The 24,662-nt window shown below is 57.7% G+C and carries 24 protein-coding genes; 9 read left to right on the plus strand and 15 right to left on the minus strand.

All coding sequences use genetic code 11. The annotated features are described in order from the left end of the window. The first annotated feature begins 201 nt into the window (after positions 1-201). Positions 202-2,262: a pyridoxamine 5'-phosphate oxidase family protein gene (locus ACI5GA_RS00950; RefSeq protein WP_421421202.1), complete on the plus strand. Its 2,061-nt coding sequence runs from the start codon at positions 202-204 to the stop codon at positions 2,260-2,262. Between the two features lie 74 nt (positions 2,263-2,336). Continuing rightward, on the plus strand, positions 2,337-4,727 hold the full coding sequence (locus tag ACI5GA_RS00955) for a heavy metal translocating P-type ATPase (RefSeq protein WP_421421204.1): 2,391 nt from the start codon (positions 2,337-2,339) through the stop codon (positions 4,725-4,727). 122 nt (positions 4,728-4,849) lie between these two features. Here ACI5GA_RS00955 and ACI5GA_RS00960 read toward each other — a convergent pair whose 3' ends face one another. From ACI5GA_RS00960 to cynS, 5 genes are all read right to left on the minus strand, one after another. After that, positions 4,850-5,326: a DUF1348 family protein gene (locus ACI5GA_RS00960; RefSeq protein ID WP_404638046.1), complete on the minus strand. Its 477-nt coding sequence runs from the start codon at positions 5,324-5,326 to the stop codon at positions 4,850-4,852. Positions 5,327-5,487: 161 nt separating this feature from the next. Beyond that, positions 5,488-6,114 carry a glutathione S-transferase family protein gene (locus tag ACI5GA_RS00965; protein ID WP_404638048.1) on the minus strand — a complete coding sequence of 209 codons (627 nt, stop codon included), beginning with the start codon at positions 6,112-6,114 and terminating at the stop codon, positions 5,488-5,490. 200 nt (positions 6,115-6,314) lie between these two features. Further along, complete coding sequence (locus ACI5GA_RS00970; RefSeq protein WP_404638050.1) at positions 6,315-7,226, minus strand: LysR substrate-binding domain-containing protein; 912 nt, start codon at positions 7,224-7,226, stop codon at positions 6,315-6,317. A gap of 16 nt (positions 7,227-7,242) precedes the next feature. After that, positions 7,243-8,145, minus strand: coding sequence for a LysR family transcriptional regulator (locus ACI5GA_RS00975; protein ID WP_421421206.1), 903 nt, complete (start codon positions 8,143-8,145; stop codon positions 7,243-7,245). Positions 8,146-8,557: 412 nt separating this feature from the next. Further along, positions 8,558-9,028, minus strand: coding sequence for a cyanase (gene cynS / locus ACI5GA_RS00980; protein ID WP_421421208.1), 471 nt, complete (start codon positions 9,026-9,028; stop codon positions 8,558-8,560). A gap of 141 nt (positions 9,029-9,169) precedes the next feature. Here cynS and cynR point away from each other — a divergent pair, with 141 nt between their 5' ends. Beyond that, positions 9,170-10,054, plus strand: coding sequence for a transcriptional regulator CynR (gene cynR, locus ACI5GA_RS00985; protein ID WP_421421210.1), 885 nt, complete (start codon positions 9,170-9,172; stop codon positions 10,052-10,054). 21 nt (positions 10,055-10,075) lie between these two features. On the opposite strand, the gene ACI5GA_RS00990 is transcribed toward cynR, so the two are convergent. Then, positions 10,076-11,002 (minus strand): LysR family transcriptional regulator, encoded by a 927-nt coding sequence (locus ACI5GA_RS00990; protein ID WP_421421212.1) that lies wholly within the window; start codon positions 11,000-11,002, stop codon positions 10,076-10,078. A gap of 115 nt (positions 11,003-11,117) precedes the next feature. On the opposite strand from ACI5GA_RS00990, the gene ACI5GA_RS00995 reads away from it, so the two are divergent. Further along, positions 11,118-11,963 carry a pirin family protein gene (locus ACI5GA_RS00995; protein WP_421421214.1) on the plus strand — a complete coding sequence of 282 codons (846 nt, stop codon included), beginning with the start codon at positions 11,118-11,120 and terminating at the stop codon, positions 11,961-11,963. A 100-nt stretch (positions 11,964-12,063) separates the two neighbouring features. Continuing rightward, positions 12,064-12,681 carry an isochorismatase family protein gene (locus tag ACI5GA_RS01000; protein ID WP_404640306.1) on the plus strand — a complete coding sequence of 206 codons (618 nt, stop codon included), beginning with the start codon at positions 12,064-12,066 and terminating at the stop codon, positions 12,679-12,681. A 77-nt stretch (positions 12,682-12,758) separates the two neighbouring features. Here ACI5GA_RS01000 and ACI5GA_RS01005 read toward each other — a convergent pair whose 3' ends face one another. After that, positions 12,759-13,748 (minus strand): NADPH:quinone reductase, encoded by a 990-nt coding sequence (locus ACI5GA_RS01005; protein ID WP_421421216.1) that lies wholly within the window; start codon positions 13,746-13,748, stop codon positions 12,759-12,761. A 125-nt stretch (positions 13,749-13,873) separates the two neighbouring features. Between ACI5GA_RS01005 and rclC the strand changes: the two genes are divergently transcribed. Further along, complete coding sequence (gene rclC, locus ACI5GA_RS01010; protein ID WP_421421217.1) at positions 13,874-14,485, plus strand: reactive chlorine resistance membrane protein RclC; 612 nt, start codon at positions 13,874-13,876, stop codon at positions 14,483-14,485. 110 nt (positions 14,486-14,595) lie between these two features. Here the strand turns inward: rclC and ACI5GA_RS01015 are convergent, their stop codons facing one another. After that, on the minus strand, positions 14,596-15,480 hold the full coding sequence (locus tag ACI5GA_RS01015; RefSeq protein WP_404640300.1) for an AraC family transcriptional regulator: 885 nt from the start codon (positions 15,478-15,480) through the stop codon (positions 14,596-14,598). 197 nt (positions 15,481-15,677) lie between these two features. Between ACI5GA_RS01015 and ACI5GA_RS01020 the strand changes: the two genes are divergently transcribed. Further along, entirely contained in the window at positions 15,678-17,129 is a 1,452-nt protein-coding gene (locus tag ACI5GA_RS01020; protein ID WP_404640298.1) for an aldehyde dehydrogenase, read from the plus strand. Between the two features lie 23 nt (positions 17,130-17,152). Beyond that, the gene (locus ACI5GA_RS01025) at positions 17,153-17,932 is read left to right on the plus strand and encodes a coniferyl-alcohol dehydrogenase (protein ID WP_421421220.1); all 780 of its coding nucleotides are present in this window, start codon (positions 17,153-17,155) and stop codon (positions 17,930-17,932) included. Positions 17,933-18,024: 92 nt separating this feature from the next. Here ACI5GA_RS01025 and ACI5GA_RS01030 read toward each other — a convergent pair whose 3' ends face one another. The 6 genes from ACI5GA_RS01030 to ACI5GA_RS01055 form a co-directional block, all read right to left on the minus strand. Further along, positions 18,025-18,975, minus strand: a complete 951-nt coding sequence (locus ACI5GA_RS01030; protein ID WP_404640294.1) for a SphA family protein — start codon at positions 18,973-18,975, stop codon at positions 18,025-18,027. 149 nt (positions 18,976-19,124) lie between these two features. Then, positions 19,125-20,078, minus strand: a complete 954-nt coding sequence (locus ACI5GA_RS01035) for a fumarylacetoacetate hydrolase family protein (RefSeq protein WP_404640292.1) — start codon at positions 20,076-20,078, stop codon at positions 19,125-19,127. Positions 20,079-20,087: 9 nt separating this feature from the next. Next, positions 20,088-20,465, minus strand: a complete 378-nt coding sequence (locus tag ACI5GA_RS01040; protein WP_404640290.1) for a YciI family protein — start codon at positions 20,463-20,465, stop codon at positions 20,088-20,090. Continuing rightward, positions 20,458-21,429 carry a VOC family protein gene (locus ACI5GA_RS01045; RefSeq protein WP_404640288.1) on the minus strand — a complete coding sequence of 324 codons (972 nt, stop codon included), beginning with the start codon at positions 21,427-21,429 and terminating at the stop codon, positions 20,458-20,460. Before ACI5GA_RS01045 ends, ACI5GA_RS01040 begins: the two co-directional genes overlap by 8 nt. Positions 21,430-21,440: 11 nt before the next feature. Continuing rightward, the gene (locus ACI5GA_RS01050; RefSeq protein ID WP_404640286.1) at positions 21,441-21,755 is read right to left on the minus strand and encodes an NIPSNAP family protein; all 315 of its coding nucleotides are present in this window, start codon (positions 21,753-21,755) and stop codon (positions 21,441-21,443) included. 47 nt (positions 21,756-21,802) lie between these two features. After that, entirely contained in the window at positions 21,803-22,678 is an 876-nt protein-coding gene (locus ACI5GA_RS01055; protein WP_404640284.1) for an NAD(P)-dependent oxidoreductase, read from the minus strand. 138 nt (positions 22,679-22,816) lie between these two features. Between ACI5GA_RS01055 and ACI5GA_RS01060 the strand changes: the two genes are divergently transcribed. After that, on the plus strand, positions 22,817-23,770 hold the full coding sequence (locus ACI5GA_RS01060; RefSeq protein ID WP_404640282.1) for a LysR family transcriptional regulator: 954 nt from the start codon (positions 22,817-22,819) through the stop codon (positions 23,768-23,770). On the opposite strand, the gene ACI5GA_RS01065 is transcribed toward ACI5GA_RS01060, so the two are convergent. Beyond that, complete coding sequence (locus ACI5GA_RS01065) at positions 23,732-24,637, minus strand: LysR family transcriptional regulator (protein ID WP_404640280.1); 906 nt, start codon at positions 24,635-24,637, stop codon at positions 23,732-23,734. The two genes, ACI5GA_RS01060 and ACI5GA_RS01065, sit on opposite strands and share 39 nt — an antisense overlap. Positions 24,638-24,662 lie beyond the last annotated feature (25 nt).

Here is a 24,662-nt window from a genome sequence, read left to right on the forward strand (position 1 = left end):
TCCAATGCTTTCTATAAGTCCGGCCTATGCCTGATGCCTGCCAACACCTGCATCAGCCCTCAATCATTTCATAACCTGAAATGCTTGATTGTCGTGTGCGAGTCTTCCAATGAGGAAAACAAAATCGGACCATCATGATGGGCTCTGCAACCCGCAATTCAGGTGAATGAACCACTCGACAAGTCACCCGGGGAGATCTTCATGAATGAAGGAAGTGAATCTGATAAGCGATCGCCCTGGCACGATGGTGAGCTGCAACTACAGCGTTCGGTTGACGCGGTAGCTTTGATGGTGGGCCCGGGTGAGCGACAAATGGCCCGCGACTGGATGCCTGATCAACATCGTGATTTTTATGCCCAATTGCCCTTCGTGGTACTTGGCACGGTAGACGGCGATGGCCAGCCTTGGGCGACGCTGCGTACAGGCCAACCCGGCTTCATGGATTCGCCCCGTCCCAATATCCTGACCCTTTCGCTCCCTGCGCAACCCGCCGACCCTGCTCAGGCGGGTATTGCTGATGGCAGCGCCATCGGGTTACTGGGCATCGAACTGCACACACGTCGACGCAACCGAATGAACGGCATTATACGCTGTGCCGGCGACAGCGGTTTTCAGATCGCTGTATCCCAGGCATATGGCAACTGTCCGCGTTACATCAAGCTGCGCCAGTTTCATTTCGTGGACGAGCCTGCCGGTCCTGACACTGAACTCCATGGGCTCGATGACCGGTCCCGGCAGATGATTGCGCGCGCCGATTCGTTTTTCGTGGCCTCCTATGCCATTCGAGATGGCGTGACAGAAGTAGATGCGTCGCACCGAGGCGGCAAGCCCGGATTCGTGAGGCAGGATGATGACGGTACCCTTTTGATCCCTGACTTCAACGGCAACCTGTTTTTCAACACCTTGGGCAACCTGATGCTCAATCCGAAAGCCGGATTGATATTCGTGGATTTCGAGAAGGGTGATGTGCTGCAGATGACAGGCGATACCGAGGTTTTGCTGGACAGCCCTGAAATCGCGGCTTTTCAGGGAGCCGAGCGTTTGTGGCGCTTTACGCCGCAGCGCATGGTGTACCGTGAGAAAGCATTGGGGCTTCGGTGGACAACTGGCCCAGACGCAGAGTCTTCCAGCTCGCTCATGACGGGCGATTGGCCGGAGGCTGCTCAACGGCTGCAGGCTCTGGCCTGGCAAGATCGCTGGCGCGTGTTCGAGGTGGTTCGTATCGAAGACGAGAGCGCCGAGATCAGATCCTTCCATCTTCAGCCAGTCGACGGTGGCGGCCTCCTCCCCTATCAGGCAGGCCAGCACCTGCCCGTTCGCCTGCCGCAAGAAAGCAGCCATGATCAACCGATGATCAGAAATTACAGCATCTCCAGTGCCCCTTCTGATGATTTTCTGCGGATCAGCGTCAAGCGCCAAGGTGTGTTTTCCTCCCATCTGCATCAGCGCATCCAACTTGGCGACAGACTTGAGGCCCGCAGTCCTCGGGGTCTGTTTACCGTGGAGCCTTCCCTAAGGCGCCCGCTGGTATTGATAGGCGCCGGCGTAGGTATCACCCCGATGCTGGCGATGTTCAGAGAGGTGATTTACCAAGGGCAGCGGATAGGTCGCATGAGGCCCACATGGGTGCTGCAAGGTGCGCGCACGGTTGCGGACCTGGCGTTTGGCCGGGAGTTGGTATCCCTGATGGAGCGTGGTGGGAAGAAGGTCAACCTGCTGCGCTATGTTAGTCAGCCAGAATCAGGAACAGTCGCAGGTGTCGACTACGACCACGCAGAAAGAATCACAGTCCAAACCCTTAAGGGCCTGTTGCCACTCGACGACTATGACTTTTATGTGTGCGGCCCCGCCAGTTTTACTCAAGGGCTCTACGACGGGCTTAGGGCAATCCGCATTCCCGATGATCGTATCCACGCAGAAGCGTTCGGTGTGTCGACACTGATACGAGATACCGGGGCCCCGTTACCGCAGAATCTGCAACCGACATCTTCTACCGTGCCGGTGAAGGTCATGTTCGCGAAGTCCGCCAAAGAGGCTCGCTGGGAACCGCAAAGCGGGACATTGCTGGAGCTGGCCGAAGCTCGAGGCTTGAGCCCTGAGTTCAACTGCCGATCAGGTACCTGCGGAACCTGTAAAACCGGTCTTGGCGCGGGAGTTGTGAACTATCTGATCCCACCGCTGGATCCGGTCCCTAATGGAGAAGTTTTGCTGTGCTGCTCGGTGCCCGCACCGGGCAGTCCTCCTTTGGTGATTGATCTGTGACTTAGCCCAGCCCGGCGTCGAACACCGGTTTCAGATGACACATAAGAAAAATCTGTCAGAAACGGAGCGACCATATGCCACCGATTACGACTCACTTTAACTTACCCATCACCGGGATGACTTGCGCGAGCTGCGCCGGACGAATTGAGCGCACCCTGCGCGCTGTTCCAGGTGTAAGCAAGGCCATCGTCAATTTTGCGACAGAACAAGCTCACGTAGAGGCGAGAGCCGACAGCATGCCTGCCCTCATCCATGCGGTGGACAAGGCAGGCTACAGCGTGATGAATGAACGCTTGGAACTGGCGATCGAGGGCATGACCTGTGCGTCCTGTTCAGGTCGAGTCGAGCGAGCGCTTGCCAAGGTCTCGGGTGTGCGCAGTGTTAACGTGAATTTCGCCAGCGAACGGGCACTGGTAGAGATGGTCGGTCTACCCGACCCTGAGGTGTTGATCCAGGCAGTAAATGATGCGGGTTATACAGCACGGGAAATTACCGATCGCCAGACCAGCGACTACCGGGCGCGTATCAGAGGCAATTCGGAACGCACCGCCATGGGGTTCGCCATTGCCCTCGCCTTTCCACTGTTACTACCCATGCTGCTCGAACCTTTCGGCATTCACTGGATGCTCAGCCCCTGGGTCCAGGCTTCGTTGGCTACTCCGGTGCAGTTTCTGATAGGCGCGCGCTTTTACGTTGCGGCCTGGAAAGCCTTAAAAGCGCGCAGCGGCAACATGGATCTGTTGATCGCCGTGGGGACCACGGCCAGCTACGGTCTTAGCCTGTACCAATGGGCGAGAACACCAGAGGGTGGCATGCCCCATTTGTACTTTGAGGCCTCTGCGGTGGTCATCGCACTGATACTGGTTGGCAAGTACCTTGAAAATCGGGCAAAGCGCCAGACGGCAGGTGCCATCCGCGCGCTCGAAGCCCTACGACCCGAACGTGCGACTCAGGTGATCGACGGCGTTGAATGCGATGTCGCTATCAGCGCTCTGCGTCTGGGCGACGTCGTCTCGGTGTTGCCCGGTGAGCGAATCCCGGTCGATGGGGAAGTCACTGACGGTGAAAGCCATGTAGACGAATCACTGATCACCGGCGAAAGCATGCCCGTATTTAAACCCTTCGGTGCAAAGGTCACAGGCGGTGCGATTAACGGTAATGGCCGGCTGCTCATTCGTACCACCGCGATCGGGGCAGAATCGGTCCTGGCGAAGATCATTCGACTGGTCGAAGATGCCCAGGGGGCAAAAGCGCCGATTCAGCGGCTCGTGGACAAAGTGAGCGCGGTGTTCGTCCCGCTAGTGCTCGTGATCGCGCTCATCACACTGATCGTTTGGCTGAGCCTTGGGGCATCATGGGAAACGGCGCTGATCAACTCAGTTGCGGTACTCGTAATCGCCTGCCCTTGCGCCCTGGGGCTTGCGACCCCCACGGCGATAATGGCGGGCACCGGAGTCGCAGCTCGTTATGGCATTCTCATCAAGGACGCCGAAGCCGTTGAGCGTGCGCATAACATCAACGCGGTTGTGCTCGACAAGACAGGCACTCTGACCACAGGCAGGCCGAGAATAGCGTCTGTCATTGCGGTCAACGGTGACGAACAAGAAGTCCTGGCACTCGCTGGCGCTTTGCAGGCAGGCAGCGAGCATCCGTTGGCACGAGCCGTGGTTGAGGCTTGCCGCGCGCGGGCTGTTGGACTAGCGCCGCTAGCGACGAGCCGCATCCTGCCCGGTAAAGGTATTGAGGGTTCGGTGGGTAACCGCCGTTTGAAATTCGGAAGTCGTCGCCTCCTGAGCCCGGGCATGAATATTCCGGCCTACGTCATCAAGCAGGCGCAGGTACTCGAGTCCGATGGGCATACGCTATCCTGGTTAGTGGATGCAGGTGACAGGCCCAAGGTATTGGCACTGTTCGCCTTCACCGATCAAATCAAGGCCGGTGCCGCTGTTGCGATCCGTAAATTGCAGGAGCGCAACATCGAGTGCCACCTGTTGACGGGTGACAATGTGGGCAGCGCAAAACTCGTCGCCGATGCTTTGGGAATTGCCGATTTCCGTGCAGGAGCACTGCCTGCGGACAAGTCCGACACGGTCAGAAAGCTCAAGAAGTCACGGGTCGTCGCGATGGTGGGTGACGGTGTAAATGATGCACCCGCGCTGGCAGCAGCCGACCTTGGAATCGCCATGGGTAGCGGCACCGATGTCGCCATGCATACCGCCAGTATTACGTTGATGCGTGGCGACATCATGCTCATCCCGGCAGCCCTTGAAATCAGCCGCAAGACCTATTTCAAGATTCGCCAGAACCTTTTTTGGGCATTCATTTTCAACGCGATCGGCATCCCACTCGCGGCGTCAGGGCTGCTGAGCCCAGTAATCGCTGGCGCCGCGATGGCGCTGTCGAGTGTCTGCGTCGTGGGCAACGCTCTGTGGCTGAAAACCTGGAAACCCGGCACTGCGCGATGAACGCAGCCCAAAAAAGAGAGTCCGCGAGCGGACTCTCTTCACTGTCAGAGGTGAGTGCTGACAGCTGACCTGATTCAAAACGATGTCCCTATCAACAACCTTCCCCGCCCAAGTCTGTCGTCTCAGAGGCCCAGCTCCGAGAGGCCGGGATGGTCATCCGGACGGCGACCCAGCGGCCAACGAAACAAGCGCTCTGATTCTTTGATGGGTAAGTCGTTGATGCACGCAAAACGGTGAGCCATCAAACCGTTTTCGGCGAACTCCCAATTCTCGTTCCCGTACGAGCGGAACCAGTTCCCCGAATCATCGTGCCACTCGTATGCATAGCGGACAGCGATGCGGTTGTCAGTGAAGGCCCACAGTTCTTTGATCAATCGATAGTCGAGCTCCTTGATCCACTTACGCGTCAAGAACGCCTCAGCTTCTGCACGATTGGTTGCAAATTCGGATCGGTTTCGCCATTTGGTGTCGAGTGTGTACGCCAGCGCAACCTTCGCTGCATCTCGAGTGTTCCATCCATCTTCAGCCAGACGCACTTTCTGGATGGCGGACTCACGCGTAAACGGCGGAAGGGGAAGGCGTTTTTCTTCGTTGGACATCACAGTCACCTTGACAGAAGAGTGATAAACAAAGGCGCACCCGGGCCGGTGCGCCTGAGCTGTCTCCATCCGAACCTCGCCATGCTGCGCATAGCCCGATACGAATCCCCGAGGAGCCAACTCACCTGTACAGCCGGGAGAAATTTGTTCATGCAGTGGATTCAAGCCTGCTGCAGGCCTACCGCGGTACGGCGCATAGGCACAAACCCCGGCATTGCTTCAATGCGGGCTAGCCACGACCGCACTGAAGGGTAATCGTCGAGGGAAACATTGCCTTCTGGCGCATGGGAGATGTAGGTATAGCCGGCGACATCTGCGACCGTGGGCAAATCGCCCACCAGGAAGTCGCGCTGGGACAGTTCTTTCTCGAACACCTTAAAGAGCTCGTGGGATTTGGCGATCGCTTCCTTGGCATCGTAACCCGCGCCAAAAACGGTGATCAGACGTGCTCTGGCGGGCCCGTTGTTGATCTGGCCGGCTGCAACGGATAGCCATCGAACGATTTGCGCCAACTGAACGGCATCCGTCGGCAGCCAATGGGCGTCGCCATACTGACGAGCCAAGTACACCAATATGGCGTTAGAGTCCGCCAGCACCGCGCCGTTGTCATCGATGACCGGGACCTGGCCGAAGGGGTTCATTGCGAGAAACTCAGGAGACTTTTGCGCGCTTTTGGCCAGGTCCACATCAATGATCTCAACTGGACGGCCCAAGAGCGAGAGCATTAACTCAACTCTATGCGCATGTCCGGACAACGCGTGGCGATACAACTTGATTGGGTTCGACATGACGGCACCTTTCTTTGTTGTAGTACGGGGTTTGGATGTGCGGTCATCTTCCACTGTTGGAACGGGGCAAGGAATGTTCAGAAACCGAAACCGACCATTCCTGTTTGTGAAACGATCATTGATTTGCACTTGATCGGGTAGCGTAGCGGGCCGTTGAGCAGACGCTAGTTACGGCGGTTGTTCTTGTATTAGACACTGCATTAGTTTGTAACTGGTTGTAACGCAGGGTGCGTTCGCAGGGCAGCGACGGAGAAATCCACAAAGCTTCGAACCCGTAGTGAAGCATGACGGCCTTCTCGGTAAACGAGATGCAGCGGGGCTGCAGGGACTTCGAATTCACTGAGCGTACGGCACAACCTCCCACTCTCCAGATAGTTGAACAACGCAAAGCTTGGGCAACTCAGCAGACCTGCACCTTGGCAGGATGCATTGATGGCAGCTTGCATGGTGGCGCACCTGAGTTGCGAGCTGGCCTTGAAACTGATTGGCTGCCCCGCTGATTGGAAGTCCCAGCGAATATCCTCTCGGTAACCGTGCGTGGCAATCAAGCGGTGCTTTCTAAGTTCCGAAGGCACACGCGGGGCGCCACGATCCTGCAAGTAGGCCGGACTGCCGCAGATATGTGATTTGACATGGCCGACTTGCCTGGCAATGAGTGCGCTACTAGGCAGGCTGCCGACATGTAAAGCGATGTCGGCTCCATTATCGAGGACGGCGGGATATTGATCGGTGAACCGGGTGAAAACGGTGACTTCGGGATGCAGTCTTGAGTACTCGCTGATGATCTCCGGATACACATAGCTGCTGAACAACGCCGGAACAATAACCGTCAGCCTGCCTTTGACAATACTCTGGGCGCCGCGCGCTGAAGACTCGAACCGCTGAACATCATCCAGAATCCGTATGGCGTCGGTCATAAACTTTTCGCCTTGCTCGGTCAGCCGGATACCCTGAGTCGTGCGAACAATGAGCTGTACCTTCAGCCTGCTTTCCAGGCGGCCGATGGCCCGCACAATGGTCGTCACGGCAACGCCTGTCCGGTTCGAGGACATGGAAAGGCTGCGACATCCATGCAGTCCTCGGAATATCACCATCTCGTGATAGCGATCCATTGTTTCTCCCTTGTCGTCACAACTGCAATGAAGGGGTGCTCAACAGGCGATCTGCCAAGAAACTTACGAATGTGAGGGTTTTAGCGGGTACCCTGGCACTTTTCTGGTAGACGATATGAATGGGAAGCGGTGCAGGCTGGAAATCGCCAAGAACGACCTCGAGCTTATGCGCTTTGATGAAGTTATCAACCTGATAGGAGAGTACACGCGTAACTCCCCAACCCAGACAGGCGACATTGATCGCTGCTTTATTGTCCGTGACGATTAACTGGGGAGACGGGCTGAAACTCAGTTGTTTTTCGTGATGGACGAATTGCCAGTCGCGTAGCAGATGACTGGCGGAGGAGCTCACCAGGTTGTACCCCGCAAGATCATTCGGATGACCAGGGCGGCCTACCCTGTCCAGGTACTGCGGTGAGGCGCATACCACAAGACTCACTTCACCCACCTTGACTGAAACTTGCCCGGGATCGTGCAGATGTCCGATCCGGATACCGACATCGACACCTTCGTCGGGCATATTCACAACACGGTCGACCAGCATGGCGTTCAGGGTCACGGCTGGAAAACGGTCCATGTATTCGACCAGCGTCGGAGCCACGAACATCTCTCCGAAAATGACCGGCGCGGTAATGGTGAGATTGCCGCAAGGAACGGAGTAGCTCCCCGCCGCTGCTTCTTCAGCTTCTTCAAGTTCAGACAGGATCCGTCGGCAATCCTCCAGATACCGCAACCCCGCCTCACTCAGATGCATGCTTCGGGTGGAGCGCGACAACAGCTGAGTTCCAATGCGCTCCTCTATGGATGCCACCGCGCGCGTGACCGTAGGCGGCGATATATTTAGCCGACGTGCCGCAGCGGCAAAGCCATCTTCTTCTGCAACGGCTATGAATATTTGCATCTCATAGAAACGATCCATTCTATAAATAACCTACTCATTGAAGTGCCTGGTGGGCACGCGGAGCCGATCCCGGCACACGACGAGATTCGCAACATTCCACGACGGGCTTCGCGGATCAGATTTCAGGTAAGCACGGGTGATGATTCGCGCCGTATCGCTGGTCGGTCAACATGACAAACGCATCTGATTCACATGCTCGTTTGTTATGTGCGCGAGTAGAACACTTAGAAACCGGAACAGAGCATTTCGTTTTTTGAAATGCTGAGTTAGTTAATCAAATGATCGTCAACGGCTCACAGGTGAACAAGCGCTCGAGACTTCGTAAAAACAGAAGCCTCGATGCATTGCGCGCCTGTGCAGGTGCGAAGTCGCCGCTGGCTTCGTTGCGCCTCCTGTCTGTTTGACATTCGGCGCCCGAATTCGGGACCGCTCAGAAAGGCCGGTAAGGCAGGAACTTGCCGTCCAGAGTGATCACCGCGCGGGAACCACCTTCGGGGTCTTCGACTTTCTTGATGTCCATCTTGAAGTTGATCGCGCTGATGATGCCGTCACCAAACTGCTCGTGAACCAGGGCCTTGAGGGTGGTGCCGTAGACTTGGATCATTTCGTAGAAGCGGTACACGGTCGGATCGGTCGGCACACCCGCGGCCAAGCTGCCACGCAGCGGAATCGATTGCAGCTGGCGCACATCGTCAGCGCTGAGTTCAAGACGCTCGCCGATGAGCGCTGCCACCTCGGCCGACAACGGGTGTTGGCCCAAAAGAGCGGCAGTCACATAGGTGAGGCTCAGGCCGGTGCCTTCGGCCAGTTGTTCAAACGTGAAACCTTTACGGGATTTGCTGTCGAGCAGTTTGGCGGTCAGGGCCAGCGTTGGATCCTGGTAGGCATTGGACTGGGTCATGATGTTCACTCCGGTGCAAGGGTCTGGTTGAACAGCGCCGTCGTATTGGCTGGCTGTGGAGTCGAGAATGGAGCAAACGAATTATTAGATCCAAGACCCATATGCAATACTTCGAATAAGCACAGCCTATAGGTGTCCACCATGCTACTGCGCCATCTGCGTTATCTTCTGGCCGTCGTCGACCACGGCAACTTCACCCGTGCAGCCCAAGCGCTCTACGTGTCTCAACCGACGTTGTCACAGCAGATAAAGCAGTTGGAGGAATCACTCGGAGCGGAGTTGCTCGATCGTGGAGGACGTACCGTGCAGACCACAGATGCTGGTGCGGTATATGTGGAGTACGCACGGCGGGTGCTCAGAGATCTCGAGGCCGGAAAACGGGCGATCCATGACGTCAAAGACCTGTCCCGAGGCAATCTTCGGGTGGCCATGACGCCTACCTTCATGGCCTATCTGGCGGGTCCCCTGGTCCGCGATTTCCTTGCCGAGTACCCTCGTATCCATCTGGAAGTCTTTGAGCTATCGATGAGTGACATTGAGGCGGGACTGGCCGAGGACTCACTCGATATTGCCATCGCGTTCAGCGATGTGTGGAACCCGGACATCGAGTGGTCGGCGCTCTATACAGAACGCCTGGCACTGATGGTGGGTCAAGGCCACCCGCTATACGAACTTCAAACACCTCTGGCAACCACAGAACTGGCAACGCTGCCGCTGGCCTTGCTGACCAGTACGTTCATCACCCGCACCTGCATAGATGACTACTGCCACGGCCAAGGCATAAAACCCAATGTCGTGCTGGAAGCCAGCTCAGTGAATGCGTTGCTTGAGATTGTGCGGCATGCGCGGCTGGCAACCGTTCTGCCGCAAGCCACAGCCAACGACGATCGTTCGATCAGGAAAATCGACTTCGCCGATGAGGCTCCGCAGCGCACAGCAGCGCTTCTCAAGAAAAGAAACACTTACCAGAGCACTGCCTCGATGGCATTTGAAAGGCTTGTACGCAATACCCTTTCAATGGGTTAACGGCAAGGCCATAACGGGCAGTCAAACCTCGACGCTTCGCTCTTGAATACTCGCGGGGAGATGAATCGACAGGTAGTCGATCAGGCTTCTAACCGAAGGCAGCATGCCTTTCGGGGTGGGATACAACAGGTGGATAATATGCGCCGCGCCCGTCCACATCTGAGATGCAAGTTGCAGCTGACCGCGCTGTATCGCCAAAGCCGCAATGGACTCTGGCAGCAACGCAACACCCAGCCCGTTGACTGCAGCTTCAAGTTGCATTCTCAAACCATCCATAAGCATGCGCGGCGAGTGAATGAACACCTGCTGTTCATTGCCGTTGTGCAGCAACCACCTCCCCTTCCCGTCCTGTACTTCGCCAGGACGGCACAACGTATCGAGCAGTGCCAGCTCCTGCAATGAAGCAGGCGTGCCATGGCGGGAGAGAAACGATGGGCTGGCAACCAAAACCCGCCGAGCTGTCCCAAGACGTCTGGCGACCAAACCGTAAGCGTCCTCAATCTCTGCCCGTGCACGCAGCGCTAGATCGAAACCTTCTTCCACAAGGTTGACAGCCCGATCCGAAGCATCCAGCTCCAGGCGCACTTTCGGGTGCGCCGCGAGATATGCAGGCAAGATAGGTGAAAGATAGGATTCGGCCATGACTTGAGGGCAGCTGAGCCTCACTAGCCCTGTGGGCTCGACCTGCAGGTTCGCGACACTGTCAAAGGCCCCGTTGGCCCCCTCCACGATCACGCGGCATTGGGCGTAGAACTGCTGTCCGGCTTCGGTGAGCGAAATCTGCCGCGTGCTCCGGTGCAACAAACGAACGCCCAATCGGGATTCGAGGATGGCGATGCGTCGACTCAAGCGGGTCTTTTCAATACCCGATGCTTTGGCGGCCGCCGTGAACCCACTATGGCGCACCACGAGTACGAAAAACTGAAGATCATTGAGGTCTTCTATCATTAGTGCTGTCCTGCAACAGTCTAGGGTGGTCGGGCCACCTTATCGGTGATGAGGGTGTGGCCTAACATGCTTCACTCGATTCAGGCATCTAGATGCCTAAGCAGGATTTTCAGGAATGTCTATAAAGTTCTCCCCAGTTGCGCAGGCGTCGTACTCGGCATTCAGCGCCCATTTCTCGGCGCATCGCCTGAACGTCGATGCAATGAATGGTTTAGCCGCGCCGGTGATAGGTTTCGATCATTTCCGCACGTCGGGCCCAACATTTCCGCCACACCCCCATGCGGGCTTTTCTGCAGTGTCCTATCTGTTCGAAGACTCAGCCGGCGGCCTGCGTAACCGAGACTCCCTCGGCCACGACATCGTCATTGAACCAGGGGCCATGGTGTGGACTCAGGCGGCACGCGGCGTCGTGCATGATGAACAACCGGCCACACCCGGTATCGAAGTTCACGGCTTGCAGCTGTTCGTCAATTTGTCCAAAGCCAACAAGACTCTGGCACCGGCCATGCTCCACGCTGACAGTGATCAGATCCCCAGTGTGACGACAGAAGGCGCCCATATCAGGGTCGTAGCCGGGACGCTCAATGGCGTGACAGGCCCGATCAAGCCTGCCGAGCCGTTCAGTTTCTTTGACTTGAAGCTTGAATCCCGTTTCTCGCTCAATCTCGTGGATCGACAAAACGTCATGTTCTACGTGCTGTCCGGCAACCTAGAAATAGAAGGCAGCGGTGAACAGCATCAACTATCCGCCCATGAGGCTATCTCGCTCAGCTACGGTGCTGAACCTGACCACGTGAGTATAACCACAGATGCAGGTGCTCACCTGCTGATCCTCTCCGGTGTGGACCCCAAGGAGCCCATAGCGGCTTATGGCCCGTTCGTCATGAACGACCAGGCGGGACTTCAGGCTGCCTACTCCCGCTACGTGGCTGGAGAGATGGGGCGATTGTCGCCTCTCTGACATCTGCATCACTCCCCTTGCATCCGGTTTCCCCGCGCAAAGCTCCCGCTTGACGGGTGTGCTGCGCGAAGATCACTTCCACTCAATCAAGGAGTCATCCATGAGTTATGACCATCTTGGCGCTGATACGGCAGCCGTACTGTTCGTCGACCATCAAACCGGGCTTTCCAATGGCATACACGACCAGAGCCTTCCCGAATACATGACCGCAGTGGCGGCGCTGGCCAAACTTGCGAAAGCGTTCAAACTGCCGAGTATCATCACCACCAGTGCGGCCGACGGCCCTAACGGTCCGGTCCTGCCGATCATCACACAGACGCTGCCGGACGCACCGATTATCCATCGTCCTGGTGAAATCAACGCATGGGACAACCCGGACATGGTCGCGGCCATCGAGAAAACCGGCCGCCGGAAACTGATCATCGCGGGTGTCTCGACCGAGGTCTGCGTCACTTTCGTCGCGCTTTCTGCAATCAAGGCAGGCTATGAGGTGTACGCCGTGATCGACGCCTCCGGGACATGGAGCAAGCTGGTACAGGAAGTCGCGATCGCACGCATGGTTCAGGCCGGGGTGGTGCCGATGACGTGGGTTGCCGTGGCTGCCGAGATACAAGCCGACTGGCGCAACGAAACCGGACAGGCCCTCGCCGACATCATGGGCGAACACCTGCCGTTCTACGGTAACCTCAACGCCAGCTACTTGGCTGCCAAGGCCTGACAGTCTGCCGCACCAGAGTCGGGCGTTGAGTGATGACTCAACGCCCGACTCGCCCGCCCGAAGGTCACGCCGTTTCGTTAGTCCGAGACCCGAATAAGCATGTGCCCTTTGACGTTGCGAGCGTCGAGCGCGTCGTGAGCTTGGGCGATCTGCTCAAGCGAAAAAACCTGGCCCACAAACGGCTTGTAGCTTCCCGCAGCGAGACAAGCAGTCACGTCGCGTATCGCGGCGCGTTTGGCCTCTTCTGGCATGGTGTAGACCAGGATGAAGCGCACCACCCAGCAATTGACCATGGCCTTGAGCACGGGAATTGAGACAGCGGTATCAGGGGCCTCAACCGAGTAGGCGCTCACCGTGCCGCCCCTGGCCAGACATGCCATATCCAACTCCAGGTTGCTCGCCAGGTCGACTTCGACAATCCGGTCCACTCCGGTATTGTCAGTGGCCGCCATGACTCTGGATGGGACATCGTCATCGTGCATATTGACGACAAGATCAGCACCTGATGCTCGTGCTGTTTCCCGATCACGTTCGTGGCGGATCGTCGTCACGACCCAGGCACCGGCCCACTTTGCCAACTGGATGGCGCTGCGTCCAACCACCCCGGCCCCGCCATGAACCAGCACTTTTTTATCGCGAAGATCCCCGTCGGCGAACAGACAGCGATGGGCAGTGAGCGCAGAGATCCCCAGACTTGCCCCCTGCTCTAAACTGACCTCATCGGCCAGAGCGATCGCGCGATCGGCTGGCAGAACCACGAACTCGGCAGCAGTGCCAAATGCCCTCCCCGTCTGTGCCTCGAAGACCCAGACACGCTCGCCGAGCCTTGACTGGGCAACGCCCTCACCCACCGCATCGATGATGCCCGCACCATCCTGATGGGGGATGACTCTCGGATAAGCCATCGCGCCTTTGAAACCACCACGCCCCTTGATGTCGCTTGGGTTCAACCCCGAAAAAGCGATTCGGACCCTCACCTCTCCCGGTCCCGGCAGCGGCGTCTGCACTTCACCGACCTTCAATACCTGACCTGCGGGACCCACCTGATCGTAATACGCTGCTTTCATAAAACCTGTCCCGGCGAAAAGTCCGTGAATGAGATGATTGCGATAGAAATTGAGCCGATCACGGACAAAGCATCTGCCTGTAAATCTTAAGCTGAACCCCTCAACTCAGATCAGGGGCTCGCGCCATGACCGCTCAAAATACATTGCTTGAAACAGTCCTTACCAAGGCCACCAGACTGGACCGACTCGGCGTCCATCTGATCAGGGTTGGCGTGGCCATTATATTCCTGTGGATCGGCGCACTGAAGTTCGTTCCCTACGAAGCCGACAGTATTACGCCCTTTGTAGCCAACAGTCCGGTGATGTCGTTTTTCTACGAACACCCGGAGCAATACAAGGAACATTTGACTCACGAGGGGCAACTCGACCCGGTCAAACGCCAATGGCAGACCGAGAACCATACCTACGCTTTCTCTGACGGTCTGGGTTCGGTCGAGATCCTGATTGGCCTGCTGGTATTGTCGTATGGCTTCTCCCGTCGTCTGGGCATGGTGGGTTCGATCCTCGCGTTTCTGACCCCGATCGTCACCCTCTCGTTCCTGATTACGACGCCCGAAGCATGGGTGTCGAGCATGGGTGACGCCAATTTCGGATTCCCGTATCTCTCCGGCGGCGGCAGGCTGGTACTCAAGGACGTGCTCATGCTCGCTGGCGCAGTGGTCATGATCGCGGACTCCGCCCGCCAGTTGCTCGAAGCCAAGCGCGTAGCGCGGCCTTATGAAGCGGCGAGTATCTGATTGAGGCATGCGACCTGAAGCCAGCGGCGGTGCTCAATGATGCCCCTCAAATCGAGTCTCATCCCTGACGATGCCAATATTGGGCGCGGCTGGTCCAGCCGCTGCCCCCGTCATGGCCAGTCCGAAAACTCACAAGGCTGCGCCGCTGCGCTAACCGCTCCGTTGTGAAGAACCTGCTGCCGATATTGCGCCGGCGAGAAGCCGGTCTTCCTTTTGAAAAAATGGCTGAAGTAGGTTGCGTCTCGAAACCCGAGCCCTGCCGATATCTGCTGGATAGTATTCGATGAGCGCTCCAGTCGCTGTTTCGCCTCATGCAGCACCCGCTCATGCAGCAACGCCAGCGGCGTGCGCTGAAGTTCGCGAGTACAGATCGCGTGTAAGCGATCCTGGGTGATACCCAGTTGCAATGCATAATCATTGATGGGGCGGTGGACTCGAAAGTGAATCTCCACCAGATTGCGAAAGCGCTGCAACACAGAAGTCACCTCGCCGCCACGCGTCTGTTCGGTCAGGCCCGTAATACGCGAGAGCTCAACCAGCAGCAGCCGCAGATAGGCGCACGTCGCGATCCAGGACGATTGACCGTGAGTCAGCTCTCGTGCGATCCCGGAAAACAGCTGCTTGATTTGCCTGAAGACTTCGTTGTCCATGCCACTGAAGATCGAGCGTCCCGTGAGAATCCTCAACGCGAACGACTCTGGCAAGTCCCCAATCGAATCGACCAGCATCTCGCCGGAACAGGCGATCAATCGGACACTGGCGCCTGCACGCACTTGCACCCGAGCAACACTTTCGCCGGCAATGCTGCAGATGGCTGGTGCTTGAACGACGTGGCGTTGGTCTGCAATCGTCACAATCGCTTCGCCAGACTCGATCAAGAGAAGGTGGTGCTTGCCGGCGGGCGAACGCCTCGTCAGATCGAGAGTTCGCGACCGTAGTGAAACCTCGAGCGTTTCGCACCAGGCATGTGAATGGATATGACCCGATGTATTCAAGACGATCACCTGATCCGCAGAATGTCGCATGACAGAATGCCAATTTCTCGCAATATTCGCCCAAAAAAACGCATTCTCAATCCTGATCCAAGTTGTTTAAATCCGTCCAGAGCTTCTGGAGTACCTGGTGTCGACCGCGCATCTCGAAAACATCTGCGGCACTCACTAAAAACAATACAAATGCTGGAGGTTAGGAAATGCATGAAGCGCGTTTGATCATCGACAATGAAGATCTTGATGCCGATTCGGGAGAGAGTTTTCAACGTATAAACCCTGTCAGTGGGGAACCCGTAACCCTCGCCGCGGCTGGCACGGCAGATGACGCCAACAGTGCTGCAAACGCGGCCGCCGCTGCATTCCCCGCCTGGTCTGCCATGCCTCCGGGCGAGCGACGTGCTTTGCTCAACCGCGCCGCTGATATTCTGCAACGGCGCGCGAGCGAGTTTGCCGACGCCGCAGTCCAGGAAACCGGGGCGACCCGAATGTGGATCCTGTTCAACTGCAAGTTGGCCGCAAACATCTTTCGTGAAGCCGCCAGCCTGACCACTCAGGTAAGCGGTGAGGTCATTCCCTCTGACCACAGCGGCTCCCTCAACCTGTCGATACGGCAACCGGCGGGCGTCTGCGTCGGCATCGCGCCATGGAACGCTCCGGTCATTCTCGGTACACGCGCCATTGCGATGCCGTTGGCATGTGGCAATACCGTGGTTCTCAAAGCGTCAGAACTGTGCCCCAAAACCCATTGGCTGATTGCTGACGTGTGCCGCGAAGCCGGTTTTCCCAAAGGCGTTGTGAATGTGTTGAATAACGCTCCTGAGGACGCAAGCGCGGTCGTCGAGGCGCTCATCGCCCACCCAGCCGTGCGACGTGTAAATTTTACCGGCTCGACGCGGGTCGGCCGCCTGATCGCTCAGTCCTGCGCTCGTCACCTCAAGCCTTGCTTGCTGGAATTGGGAGGGAAGGCACCTTTGATCGTGCTACAAGACGCCGACCTGGACGAAGCGGTGAAAGCTGCGGCCTTCGGTGCTTTCATGAATCAGGGACAGATTTGCATGTCTACCGAACGCGTGATTGTAGTGGACTCAATCGCCGACGAGTTCGTCGCGCGCTTCAAGGCCAAGGTCGACACTCTGCAAGCAAGTGACCCTCGAGAAGACCATTCACCGCTCGGTGCGGTGGTCAACGAGGGAGCAGCCGAGCGCCTCCGCGCGCTGGTCGCCGACGCCCTGGACAGAGGCGCCACCCTGGTATCGGGTGGGCATGTCATGGGCGCCATCGTCCAGCCGACTGTCATCGATCACGTCACGCGTGGCATGCGGGTCTTTCATGAAGAGAGCTTCGGCCCTTGTGTTTCCATCATCCGCGCAGGCTGTCTGGACGAGGCCGTCACCATGGCCAACGACACCGAATATGGCCTCTCGGCCGCTGTCTTCAGCCAGAACATCACCAAGGCGATCGAGGTTGCACGCCGGATCGAATCGGGCATCTGTCACATCAATGGGCCGACGGTAGCGGATGAACCCCAGGTGCCGTTCGGAGGCGTCAAATCCAGTGGTTACGGGCGATTTGGCGGCAAGGCCGCCATCGACGAATTCACGGATCTACGCTGGATCACCATCCAGACAGCGCCTGGGCATTTTCCCATCTGATGGTCGATCAAAAGGAGAAAACGATGTTGAACGGTAAAGTCATTGTCGTGACTGGAGCAGCGTCGGGCATCGGCGCCCAGACTGCTAGGGAACTGAAACTGCAGGGCGCGAGGGTGATAGGTGTCGACCGCAATGCGGTTGTCGAAAACGTAGACGACTTCTACAGGGCTGATTTGTGCGACCCAGCCTCCATCGACAAGCTGGTCCAGGCCCTGCCAAAGCACATTGACGGTTTGTGCAATATTGCAGGCCTTCCTCCGACGGCTCCTGCCACGCAGGTGCTCAAGGTCAATGTGTTGGGTTTGAAGAAACTGACGCTGGATTTGATCGATACAAATCTGGCGGACGGTGCATCAATCACCCACCTGGCGTCGTTGGCAGGCATCGGCTGGCCCGATTCAGTCGACACGATCAAGGCATTCGAATCCGTCGATTTTTCAACCGTCGATGCGTTCTGCCAAAACCATGGCATTGAGGGCTCCAGGAGTTATTTTTTCTCCAAGGAATATCTGGTGGTCTGGACGCATATGAACCGCTGGACGTGGCGTGAAAGAGGGATTCGCATGAATTGCGTCAGCCCCGGTCCCGTCGATACCCCTATCCTGGCGGACTTTATCCAGACGCTCGGCGAACGAGCTGAGGAAGACATGCGCGTAATGGATCGTCCCGCCAGCCCCAGCGATATTGCACCGATCGTGGCTTTCCTTCAGAGCGATGGGGCGACCTGGCTGCGGGGTGCGAACATCACCGCCGATGGCGGCATGTCATCCATGTTGACCCTTGCCCGGCACGGGCTGGCTTGAGATGCTCGGCACGGGCCTCCTCCGGTCTTTGAACCGCAGGCGGCCCGACCCATGACGTGGCGCATGAGCTGCGCCAGCGGCGGAAGCTGAAATCAGAACCTGTAAACGGCCTGTAACCAAAGACGGTCGCCCTCAGACCGGTTTTCAACTTTCATTTCGTGCTGCCACTTCATGGCGAACCCATAGCCGGGCACCTGGTACTTGATCGCTGGGCCGAACGCAAATACCTGGCCGCGGTTACCATCGCCTACGGTCTCCCCAAATTGCACGTCATCACTGGTTTGCTTGTAGTAGTAACCGTTTACACCAACCTGCCACTCCTTGGTGATGTTGTAGCCAATGTTGTAGTCGGCGTTGAACTCGTTACCTGAACGATAGCGCGTTGCATCGTTTTTCTTGTTGATGAAGTAAACCATCTTGGAGCTGATTTCGAGGTTCTCGATCGGGTACGCGGTGAAGGCATACCACGGCCCAAACGACCAGGTGTTGCGTCCCGGGTTGAACAACCTGTCCTTGTCGTAAGACCCCACCGGCGTGACGATGTCCAGCCCCAGCAGTTGATGAAACCGTGGGGTGCTCCAGCTCAGAATCAGCGGAACCGCGGTCAGGTCGCCAACGCCATCCTGTTTTTCCGAGCGATGAACGCGTCCTCTTGGCGTGTCCACGTCGAAACTGATGTCGCCCTTGACCAGAGGCAGTGCGAAGCGGCTCTCCACCTTGGCGCCGAAGAGGGTGAAGTCCGAATAGACATAGTCGACCCGGATCGATAGCGCCTTCACGTCCAGATCGAAGTTGTGGATCCCCGCCTTGTCATGACCGCTGCTGTCTTTTGTGGAGTTGGCGTTGTAGTCACTCAGGTAATAGAACGTGGTCAAACCCGGAGGAGGAAGTCTTCCTGATTGCACGGTGTTGACGCCGACCGGGTACCCGCTTCCTCCACCTTCGGTGGCATGGGCTGACGTGGCGTTGAGCAGCGCACCTGCGATCAAGGCTGTGGCGAACGGATGTACTGCTGCGTTGGGGAATCGGGCTATACGCCTCATATCCTCGTACCTTCTTCTTATGCTTGTGTAGGTCGTGTGTGCAGGTGTTACGGATTTGAGGCTGCACAAAGCCCTTCCCTGTGACAGGGAATGAGCAAAGGTCAGCCTCGGAAGCCGCCGACCGAAAGGGTGGGCGGGGTCAAGCGGGATCAGGCAATGATGGTGTCCAACTCGCCCAGCCCATCGATCCACACTTTCAGCACGTCGCCACGCGCGAGGAACACGCCTTTTTCCATACCGACGCCGGCTGGCGTTCCGGTCAATATGATGTCACCGGGGAACAGCTCGACCCGCTGCGTCAGGTATTCGATCTGGTCAGCTACCCCGTAGAGGTGGTTGGACGTGTTGGAGTCCTGCTCCAGCTTCCCGTTGCGCCACAGCTTGATATCAAGGTTTTCCGGATCTTCGACAAACTGCGCAGGGGTGAAGTAAGGGCCCAGCGGACAGCCGCCGTTGAATACTTTGTGGCCGATCCAGTCGAAACGAAATGGTGAGCTGGTGTCGACGTTGGCACGTACCAGGCTGTCGCGTGATGACAGATCGTTGGCGCAACTGTATCCGGCCACGTAGTCCAGGGCCTTGTCCTTGCTGACGCGGTACGCGCGACGACCGATGACCACAGCGAGCTCGGCTTCCCAGTCGAGTTTTTGCGTCCCGTGAGGCATTTCCACGATCTGCTTGTGGGCCGACAACGTACCGCGTCCGGCCTTGATGAAATGCCAGGGCGCGATGCCTTCGCTGCGCGGGTCAAGCGAAAGGTTCATGTTGAAGGCGCGGGCCATGGCTGCAACGTGATCGCGATAGTTGGCCCCGGCGGCATAAATGGCCCCCGGACGTTGCAACGGCGGCGCAAATTCCAGCATCTCAAGATCAAGAGCCTGGTCCTCAAACGCTGCAGGGTGTCGTCCAACACGGTCAGCGAGCGCCTGCAGGTGCTCGTTGGCACTGCTCCACTCTTCCAGCAACGCGTCCAGAGCCTGTCCGGCCAGCTCAGGCGCAATCGTGGCGGCGAGCTGGCTCAAATCATAGGCACGGTTGTCGATGAGCATTCCGGTGACAGGCACTGCCGCATCCGACTGGTAAGCGAAAAGTTGGTATTTCATGGGCCACCCTTACAGAAGCGAAGCGCGTTGATTGGAGAAGGTCACGTGCACCGTGAGGCCCCCTTCCATGAGCATCCACTTGCGGACCTCGACGCCGAACACGCCGTTGGCGATAAAAGGGTCGGCCTGGACCAGGCGCTCTGCCTCCTCCTGATCAGATGCACGCAAGATGCTCATGCCGCCCAATTGTCCCGGGCTGTATTGGTCGGACACGAAAGGCCCGGAGGCGAACAACTCGCCACGATTCTGCGCGGCGATCGCCCACTGCAAATGAGCGCCCAGCAGCTCAGACATGCGCGTAAGGTTGCGAGGGCTGCGGAACGCGACGAACAACGGCTTGTTGAGCATCCCGGCCAGCAGGTCTTTCTCGGTGGTCAGGTCAGCCATTGGCGAGAGCCTCCAGCAGCGCCGGAGAGGCGGCATCAGCCGGTGCTTCGTAGTTCTGCGCGAAGTCTTCCTGTGGCGGGCTCACTGCCCATACCGCGGCCAACTCGTGAGGACCAGATGCGTTGAGTACCACCCAGTCGCTGTCGTCCTCGGGCACGACGTCGATGTCCCAGAAATATTCGACCAGGCTGTTCCACGGATCCCGAATGTAATGGAAGTAGTTCGATCCACCCACATGCCGACCGAGGCCAAAGGCGTTGGTGTAGCCTTTGGAAATCAGGTTCTGGGCGCCCAGTTCGATCTCGTCAATGTCCATCACTTCAAAACTCAAGTGATGCAATCCACTGTGAGAGCTTTTCGCCAAGCCAAGGGCATGGTGATCACCGCCGCAACCGAATCGCAGAAACGCCAGGATATCCGCAGCCTTGTCTGACACCTTCATGCCAAGGACCTGAGTGTAAAACGCCACTGAGCGGTCCACGTCGGGGCTGAATTTGATCAAGTGTCCCAGGCGCAAGGGCGAGGCCTGACGGGACGACGAAGTGAGATCACACGCCCGCTCGCCTATCCGGCGATAGCGGCCATGGGTATTTACCTCAGGCGTGGGGCGCGGTGAAGATGGTGCTTCAACACCTTCGCACACATGAACCCAGTCGTTGCTCGGATCCAGGAACCACAAACCCTGCGTATCGATTTCGAACGGTGCATCGTGCAGCGTCACGTTATGCTTCTTGAGGTTCTTGCGGATTTGCTTGATGCCTTCGGCATCAGTGCCGTACGCCACGTAGCTCAGGCGTTTGGGACTGCCTGGCATCAGACGGATCTGGTCTTGAGCCCGACCTTTGCAACGCAGGACCAGATGTTCGCCGGACACTCGCGCCTCAACGCCAAAGGTCTCGTAGAAAGCGCGACCGACTTCCAGGTCCGGGACCGACAGGCCTACATGATGAAGAAAACGGATCATGATGGATCTCCTTACTTGATCGGAGAAAACGGTGCGCCGCTCAGCAGCTCGGCATGCTGGGCTGTGACCATGTGCCCGGCCTTGCCGAGAAACTCACGCCACTTGGGATTACTCGACAGCGCCGCACGGCGTTGGGCACGGTCTTCAAAGCTTGAAAAGCCCCAGAGGTGAATGACGCGATTGACGTCGCCGGTCTCAGGCTTCAAATAGGCAATCAGGTTGCCCCACGCCTCACTCTGCATCTTCAAACCTTCCTCTTCGTAGATACGAAGGAAGTCATGCAGGGTGCCAGGCTTGAGGTAGTAGGTGCGTTGTTCGATAAGCATGTCGTTCTCTCTTGTTGGGGACGTACACGAAAGGAATCGGTGCCGGATCAGTTCGAATCTCGTTCGATCAGCTTGATCACCGCCGAAATGTCTTCTTCGCCCATGCCCATGTCGCGGGCACGGTTGAAATAGGATTGGGCAACATCGAATAACGGTGAGGCGCATCCCAAACGTTCGGAAAGTTCACCTGCCATCTCCAGATACTTTTCCAACGTCACCAGTGGGCCTGGCGCCGGGGTGAACTTCCTGGCGGCCATCATGGGAGCGCGAACGGTGAACATCATTGAGTTACCCGCGCTCTTGCTGATCACCTCGACCACTTTCTCGGCGTCGAAGCCTGCCTTGACCCCAAGATTCAATGCCTCGGCGGCGGCCAGGGTGTGGATGGTGAGCAGATAGTTGGCGATCAGCTTCATCGCCACAGCGCAACCGAACTCACCGATGCGAAACTGAATGTCGGCGATAGCACTGAGCACCGGCTGACAGTCTTGGATCAGTGACTCATCACCGCCCAGAAACAGCGAAGCCTTGCGAGCCAGAACCAACGGTGGGGATCCGCTGACTTCAGCTTCCAGGACACGGGCGCCTTTGCTTTCGATACGCCGGGCCATCTCTTCCTTGAAGCTGCGTTGATAGGTACCCATTTCGATCAAGGTATGCCCTGGCCGCAGCGCTGCGAGCAACCCTTCAGGCCCTTCCATGACTTCCAGTTGGGCAGCCTCGCCCGGAAGACACGTGAGGATAAAATCGGATTGGTTGGCGACCTGGGCTGGAGACTCCAGCGCGATGCCGCCGAGTTCGACAAAAGCGTCACGATCACGGCGGCGGTAACCCACCACTCGAAAACCTGCAGCGAGCAGGTTGGTTGCGATGGGAAGACCGAGCTGGCCGATCCCCACCATGCCTATGGTGATAGAAGACATTGGACACTCTCTTGTTGTTATTGTGACCTGCGCGAACGCAGGACGTTGATGGCTGTTAACTTAGGCCTGACTGCCCCCCCAGAACAAATAGCTACAGTGATTCTTAAGTAGTAATGAAAGTGATACGAGGCTCGCCTGATGAAAGATTTGAATCTGCTGTTTACATTCGAGGCCCTGTGGCGCGACCACTCGGTGTCCGTCGCGGCAGAGAATCTGGGGGTTACCCAAGGGGCAGTAAGCGGCTCGCTCAAGAGGATGCGGCAGGAGTATGGCGACCGGCTGTTCACCATGGTCGGACGCAGAATGGAGCCTACGCCCTTTGCCGGACAGATCGCGCCAGGGCTGCTGGAGGCGCTGGACCTGGTGCGCGAGGCGCAAAGTCACACGCTTGAGTTCATCCCCAGGCATTGCCGAAAGACATTCACCCTGCGCACACGGGATATCGGTGAGGCCGTGTGCCTGCCCGCGATCATCAAGGCACTGCATCACCAGGCGCCCGCAAGCCGGTTACAGACGGTCGCCAGCACAGTTGAAGACACCTTGAGCGGGCTATCGACCGGGCGCATCGATCTGGCGATCGGCTACCTTCCGATGTTGAAAACAGACATTCATCGAACCTGTGTGTCATCCCAACACTACGTCTGCGTAATGCGGGAAGGACACCCCCTCGCCGACTCGGAGATGACGCTGTCGCGCTTCCTTTCCCAGCAGCATCTGCTGGTCGAAACCGGGGGTACAGGGCATGTTGCGCTTGAGCGTGCGCTGGTCGAGGAAGGCGCACGATCCAACATAGGTGTGCGCATTCCCCAGTACCTCTCGGCCCCTCACCTGCTGCTCGCTTCGGACATGCTGTGGGCGGCACCGCAAGTGCTGGCTAGCACACTGGCGCAGTTCTTTGCGCTGCGGCTCAAACCACTGCCGTTGAAGCTGCCGGCGTTCGATATCGCTCTGTACTGGCACGACCGTTTCCATCGCGACCCACAAAGCAGATGGTTCAGGGAACTGGTCGCTCAAGCCTTGCGCGAGTCCCTCGAGCAGCCCGCAACACCGGGATCAGCCCTCGGAAAACAGATCGAAAATCAGCTGTCGTAACCAACGATTAGCCGGATCACGGTGATACCGGGCATGCCAGAGCATGTTCACCGAGAATTCCGGGAACGGCACCGGATGAGGCAGCGCAGTGAGATCGAAATGCTCCCGACTGATGGCGGCAAAACGTTCGGGAACCGTGGCCAGCAGGTCGGTGCGCTCCAGGATATGGCCCACTGCAGCGAAGTGCGGCACCTCCAACCGCACTGAGCGCTTGATGCCCAGGCGCGTCATCAGGACGTCCGCTTCGCCATGTCCGGTATTGGCCGCAACCACTCGCACGTGGCCGTAGGCGCTGAATCGGTCGAGGGTCAATGCCTCGCGGGTCGCAGGGTGGTCTTTGCGGCACAGACAGACGTAATGCTGACGCATCAGCCGACGCTGGAAAAAGCCCGCCCGAAGTTGCGGAATCAGACCGATCGCGAGGTCTACCGTACCGTCTTGCAGATCTTCGTTCAGGCCTACCTGACTTTCCCGCACGGTGCTGATGACACAACCAGGCGCTAGGCGGGCCAGTTCATCCATCAGCCGAGGTATCAGATTGATTTCGCCAATGTCGGTCATCACCAACCGGAAAGTCCGGACGCTGGTGGAAGGGTCGAAGGTGTTCGCCCGACTTAGGGCATCACGCAGCGTGTCCATCGCCTGCAGCACCGGCTCTGCCAACTGCTCGGCATAAGGAGTCGGTTGCATGCCGTGATAGGTGCGCACGAACAGTTCGTCGCCCAGCACACCACGCAGGCGTTTGAGCGCATTACTGACCGCCGGCTGCGTCAATCCCAGACTGTCCGCAGCGGTTGATACACGCCTGTCCAGCAGCAACTGGTTGAAGATGACCAGAAGATTCATGTCCAGATCATGTAGTTCCATCGTGCTTCACTCTGAATGCCTGACC

Source organism: Pseudomonas sp. Pseu.R1 (assembly GCF_045764065.1).
GTDB lineage: Bacteria > Pseudomonadota > Gammaproteobacteria > Pseudomonadales > Pseudomonadaceae > Aquipseudomonas.

What these genes read in the sequence shown, in the direction of transcription:
- ACI5GA_RS01050 (WP_404640286.1), bottom strand. Translation starts at nt 21,755, where the DNA reads ATGCTTATCGAACAACGCACCTACTACCTCAAGCCTGGCACCCTGCAT.
- ACI5GA_RS00990 (WP_421421212.1), bottom strand. Translation starts at nt 11,002, where the DNA reads ATGATAGAAGACCTCAATGATCTTCAGTTTTTCGTACTCGTGGTGCGC.
- ACI5GA_RS00950 (WP_421421202.1), top strand. Translation starts at nt 202, where the DNA reads ATGAATGAAGGAAGTGAATCTGATAAGCGATCGCCCTGGCACGATGGT.
- ACI5GA_RS01020 (WP_404640298.1), top strand. Translation starts at nt 15,678, where the DNA reads ATGCATGAAGCGCGTTTGATCATCGACAATGAAGATCTTGATGCCGAT.
- ACI5GA_RS01000 (WP_404640306.1), top strand. Translation starts at nt 12,064, where the DNA reads ATGAGTTATGACCATCTTGGCGCTGATACGGCAGCCGTACTGTTCGTC.
- ACI5GA_RS00975 (WP_421421206.1), bottom strand. Translation starts at nt 8,145, where the DNA reads ATGGATCGTTTCTATGAGATGCAAATATTCATAGCCGTTGCAGAAGAA.
- cynS (WP_421421208.1), bottom strand. Translation starts at nt 9,028, where the DNA reads ATGACCCAGTCCAATGCCTACCAGGATCCAACGCTGGCCCTGACCGCC.
- ACI5GA_RS01030 (WP_404640294.1), bottom strand. Translation starts at nt 18,975, where the DNA reads ATGAGGCGTATAGCCCGATTCCCCAACGCAGCAGTACATCCGTTCGCC.
- ACI5GA_RS00965 (WP_404638048.1), bottom strand. Translation starts at nt 6,114, where the DNA reads ATGTCGAACCCAATCAAGTTGTATCGCCACGCGTTGTCCGGACATGCG.
- ACI5GA_RS01005 (WP_421421216.1), bottom strand. Translation starts at nt 13,748, where the DNA reads ATGAAAGCAGCGTATTACGATCAGGTGGGTCCCGCAGGTCAGGTATTG.
- ACI5GA_RS01035 (WP_404640292.1), bottom strand. Translation starts at nt 20,078, where the DNA reads ATGAAATACCAACTTTTCGCTTACCAGTCGGATGCGGCAGTGCCTGTC.
- ACI5GA_RS00995 (WP_421421214.1), top strand. Translation starts at nt 11,118, where the DNA reads ATGTCTATAAAGTTCTCCCCAGTTGCGCAGGCGTCGTACTCGGCATTC.
- ACI5GA_RS01025 (WP_421421220.1), top strand. Translation starts at nt 17,153, where the DNA reads ATGTTGAACGGTAAAGTCATTGTCGTGACTGGAGCAGCGTCGGGCATC.
- ACI5GA_RS00955 (WP_421421204.1), top strand. Translation starts at nt 2,337, where the DNA reads ATGCCACCGATTACGACTCACTTTAACTTACCCATCACCGGGATGACT.
- ACI5GA_RS00960 (WP_404638046.1), bottom strand. Translation starts at nt 5,326, where the DNA reads ATGTCCAACGAAGAAAAACGCCTTCCCCTTCCGCCGTTTACGCGTGAG.
- ACI5GA_RS01055 (WP_404640284.1), bottom strand. Translation starts at nt 22,678, where the DNA reads ATGTCTTCTATCACCATAGGCATGGTGGGGATCGGCCAGCTCGGTCTT.
- ACI5GA_RS01040 (WP_404640290.1), bottom strand. Translation starts at nt 20,465, where the DNA reads ATGGCTGACCTGACCACCGAGAAAGACCTGCTGGCCGGGATGCTCAAC.
- ACI5GA_RS01045 (WP_404640288.1), bottom strand. Translation starts at nt 21,429, where the DNA reads ATGATCCGTTTTCTTCATCATGTAGGCCTGTCGGTCCCGGACCTGGAA.
- cynR (WP_421421210.1), top strand. Translation starts at nt 9,170, where the DNA reads ATGCTACTGCGCCATCTGCGTTATCTTCTGGCCGTCGTCGACCACGGC.
- ACI5GA_RS01065 (WP_404640280.1), bottom strand. Translation starts at nt 24,637, where the DNA reads ATGGAACTACATGATCTGGACATGAATCTTCTGGTCATCTTCAACCAG.
- ACI5GA_RS00970 (WP_404638050.1), bottom strand. Translation starts at nt 7,226, where the DNA reads ATGGATCGCTATCACGAGATGGTGATATTCCGAGGACTGCATGGATGT.
- ACI5GA_RS01060 (WP_404640282.1), top strand. Translation starts at nt 22,817, where the DNA reads ATGAAAGATTTGAATCTGCTGTTTACATTCGAGGCCCTGTGGCGCGAC.
- rclC (WP_421421217.1), top strand. Translation starts at nt 13,874, where the DNA reads ATGACCGCTCAAAATACATTGCTTGAAACAGTCCTTACCAAGGCCACC.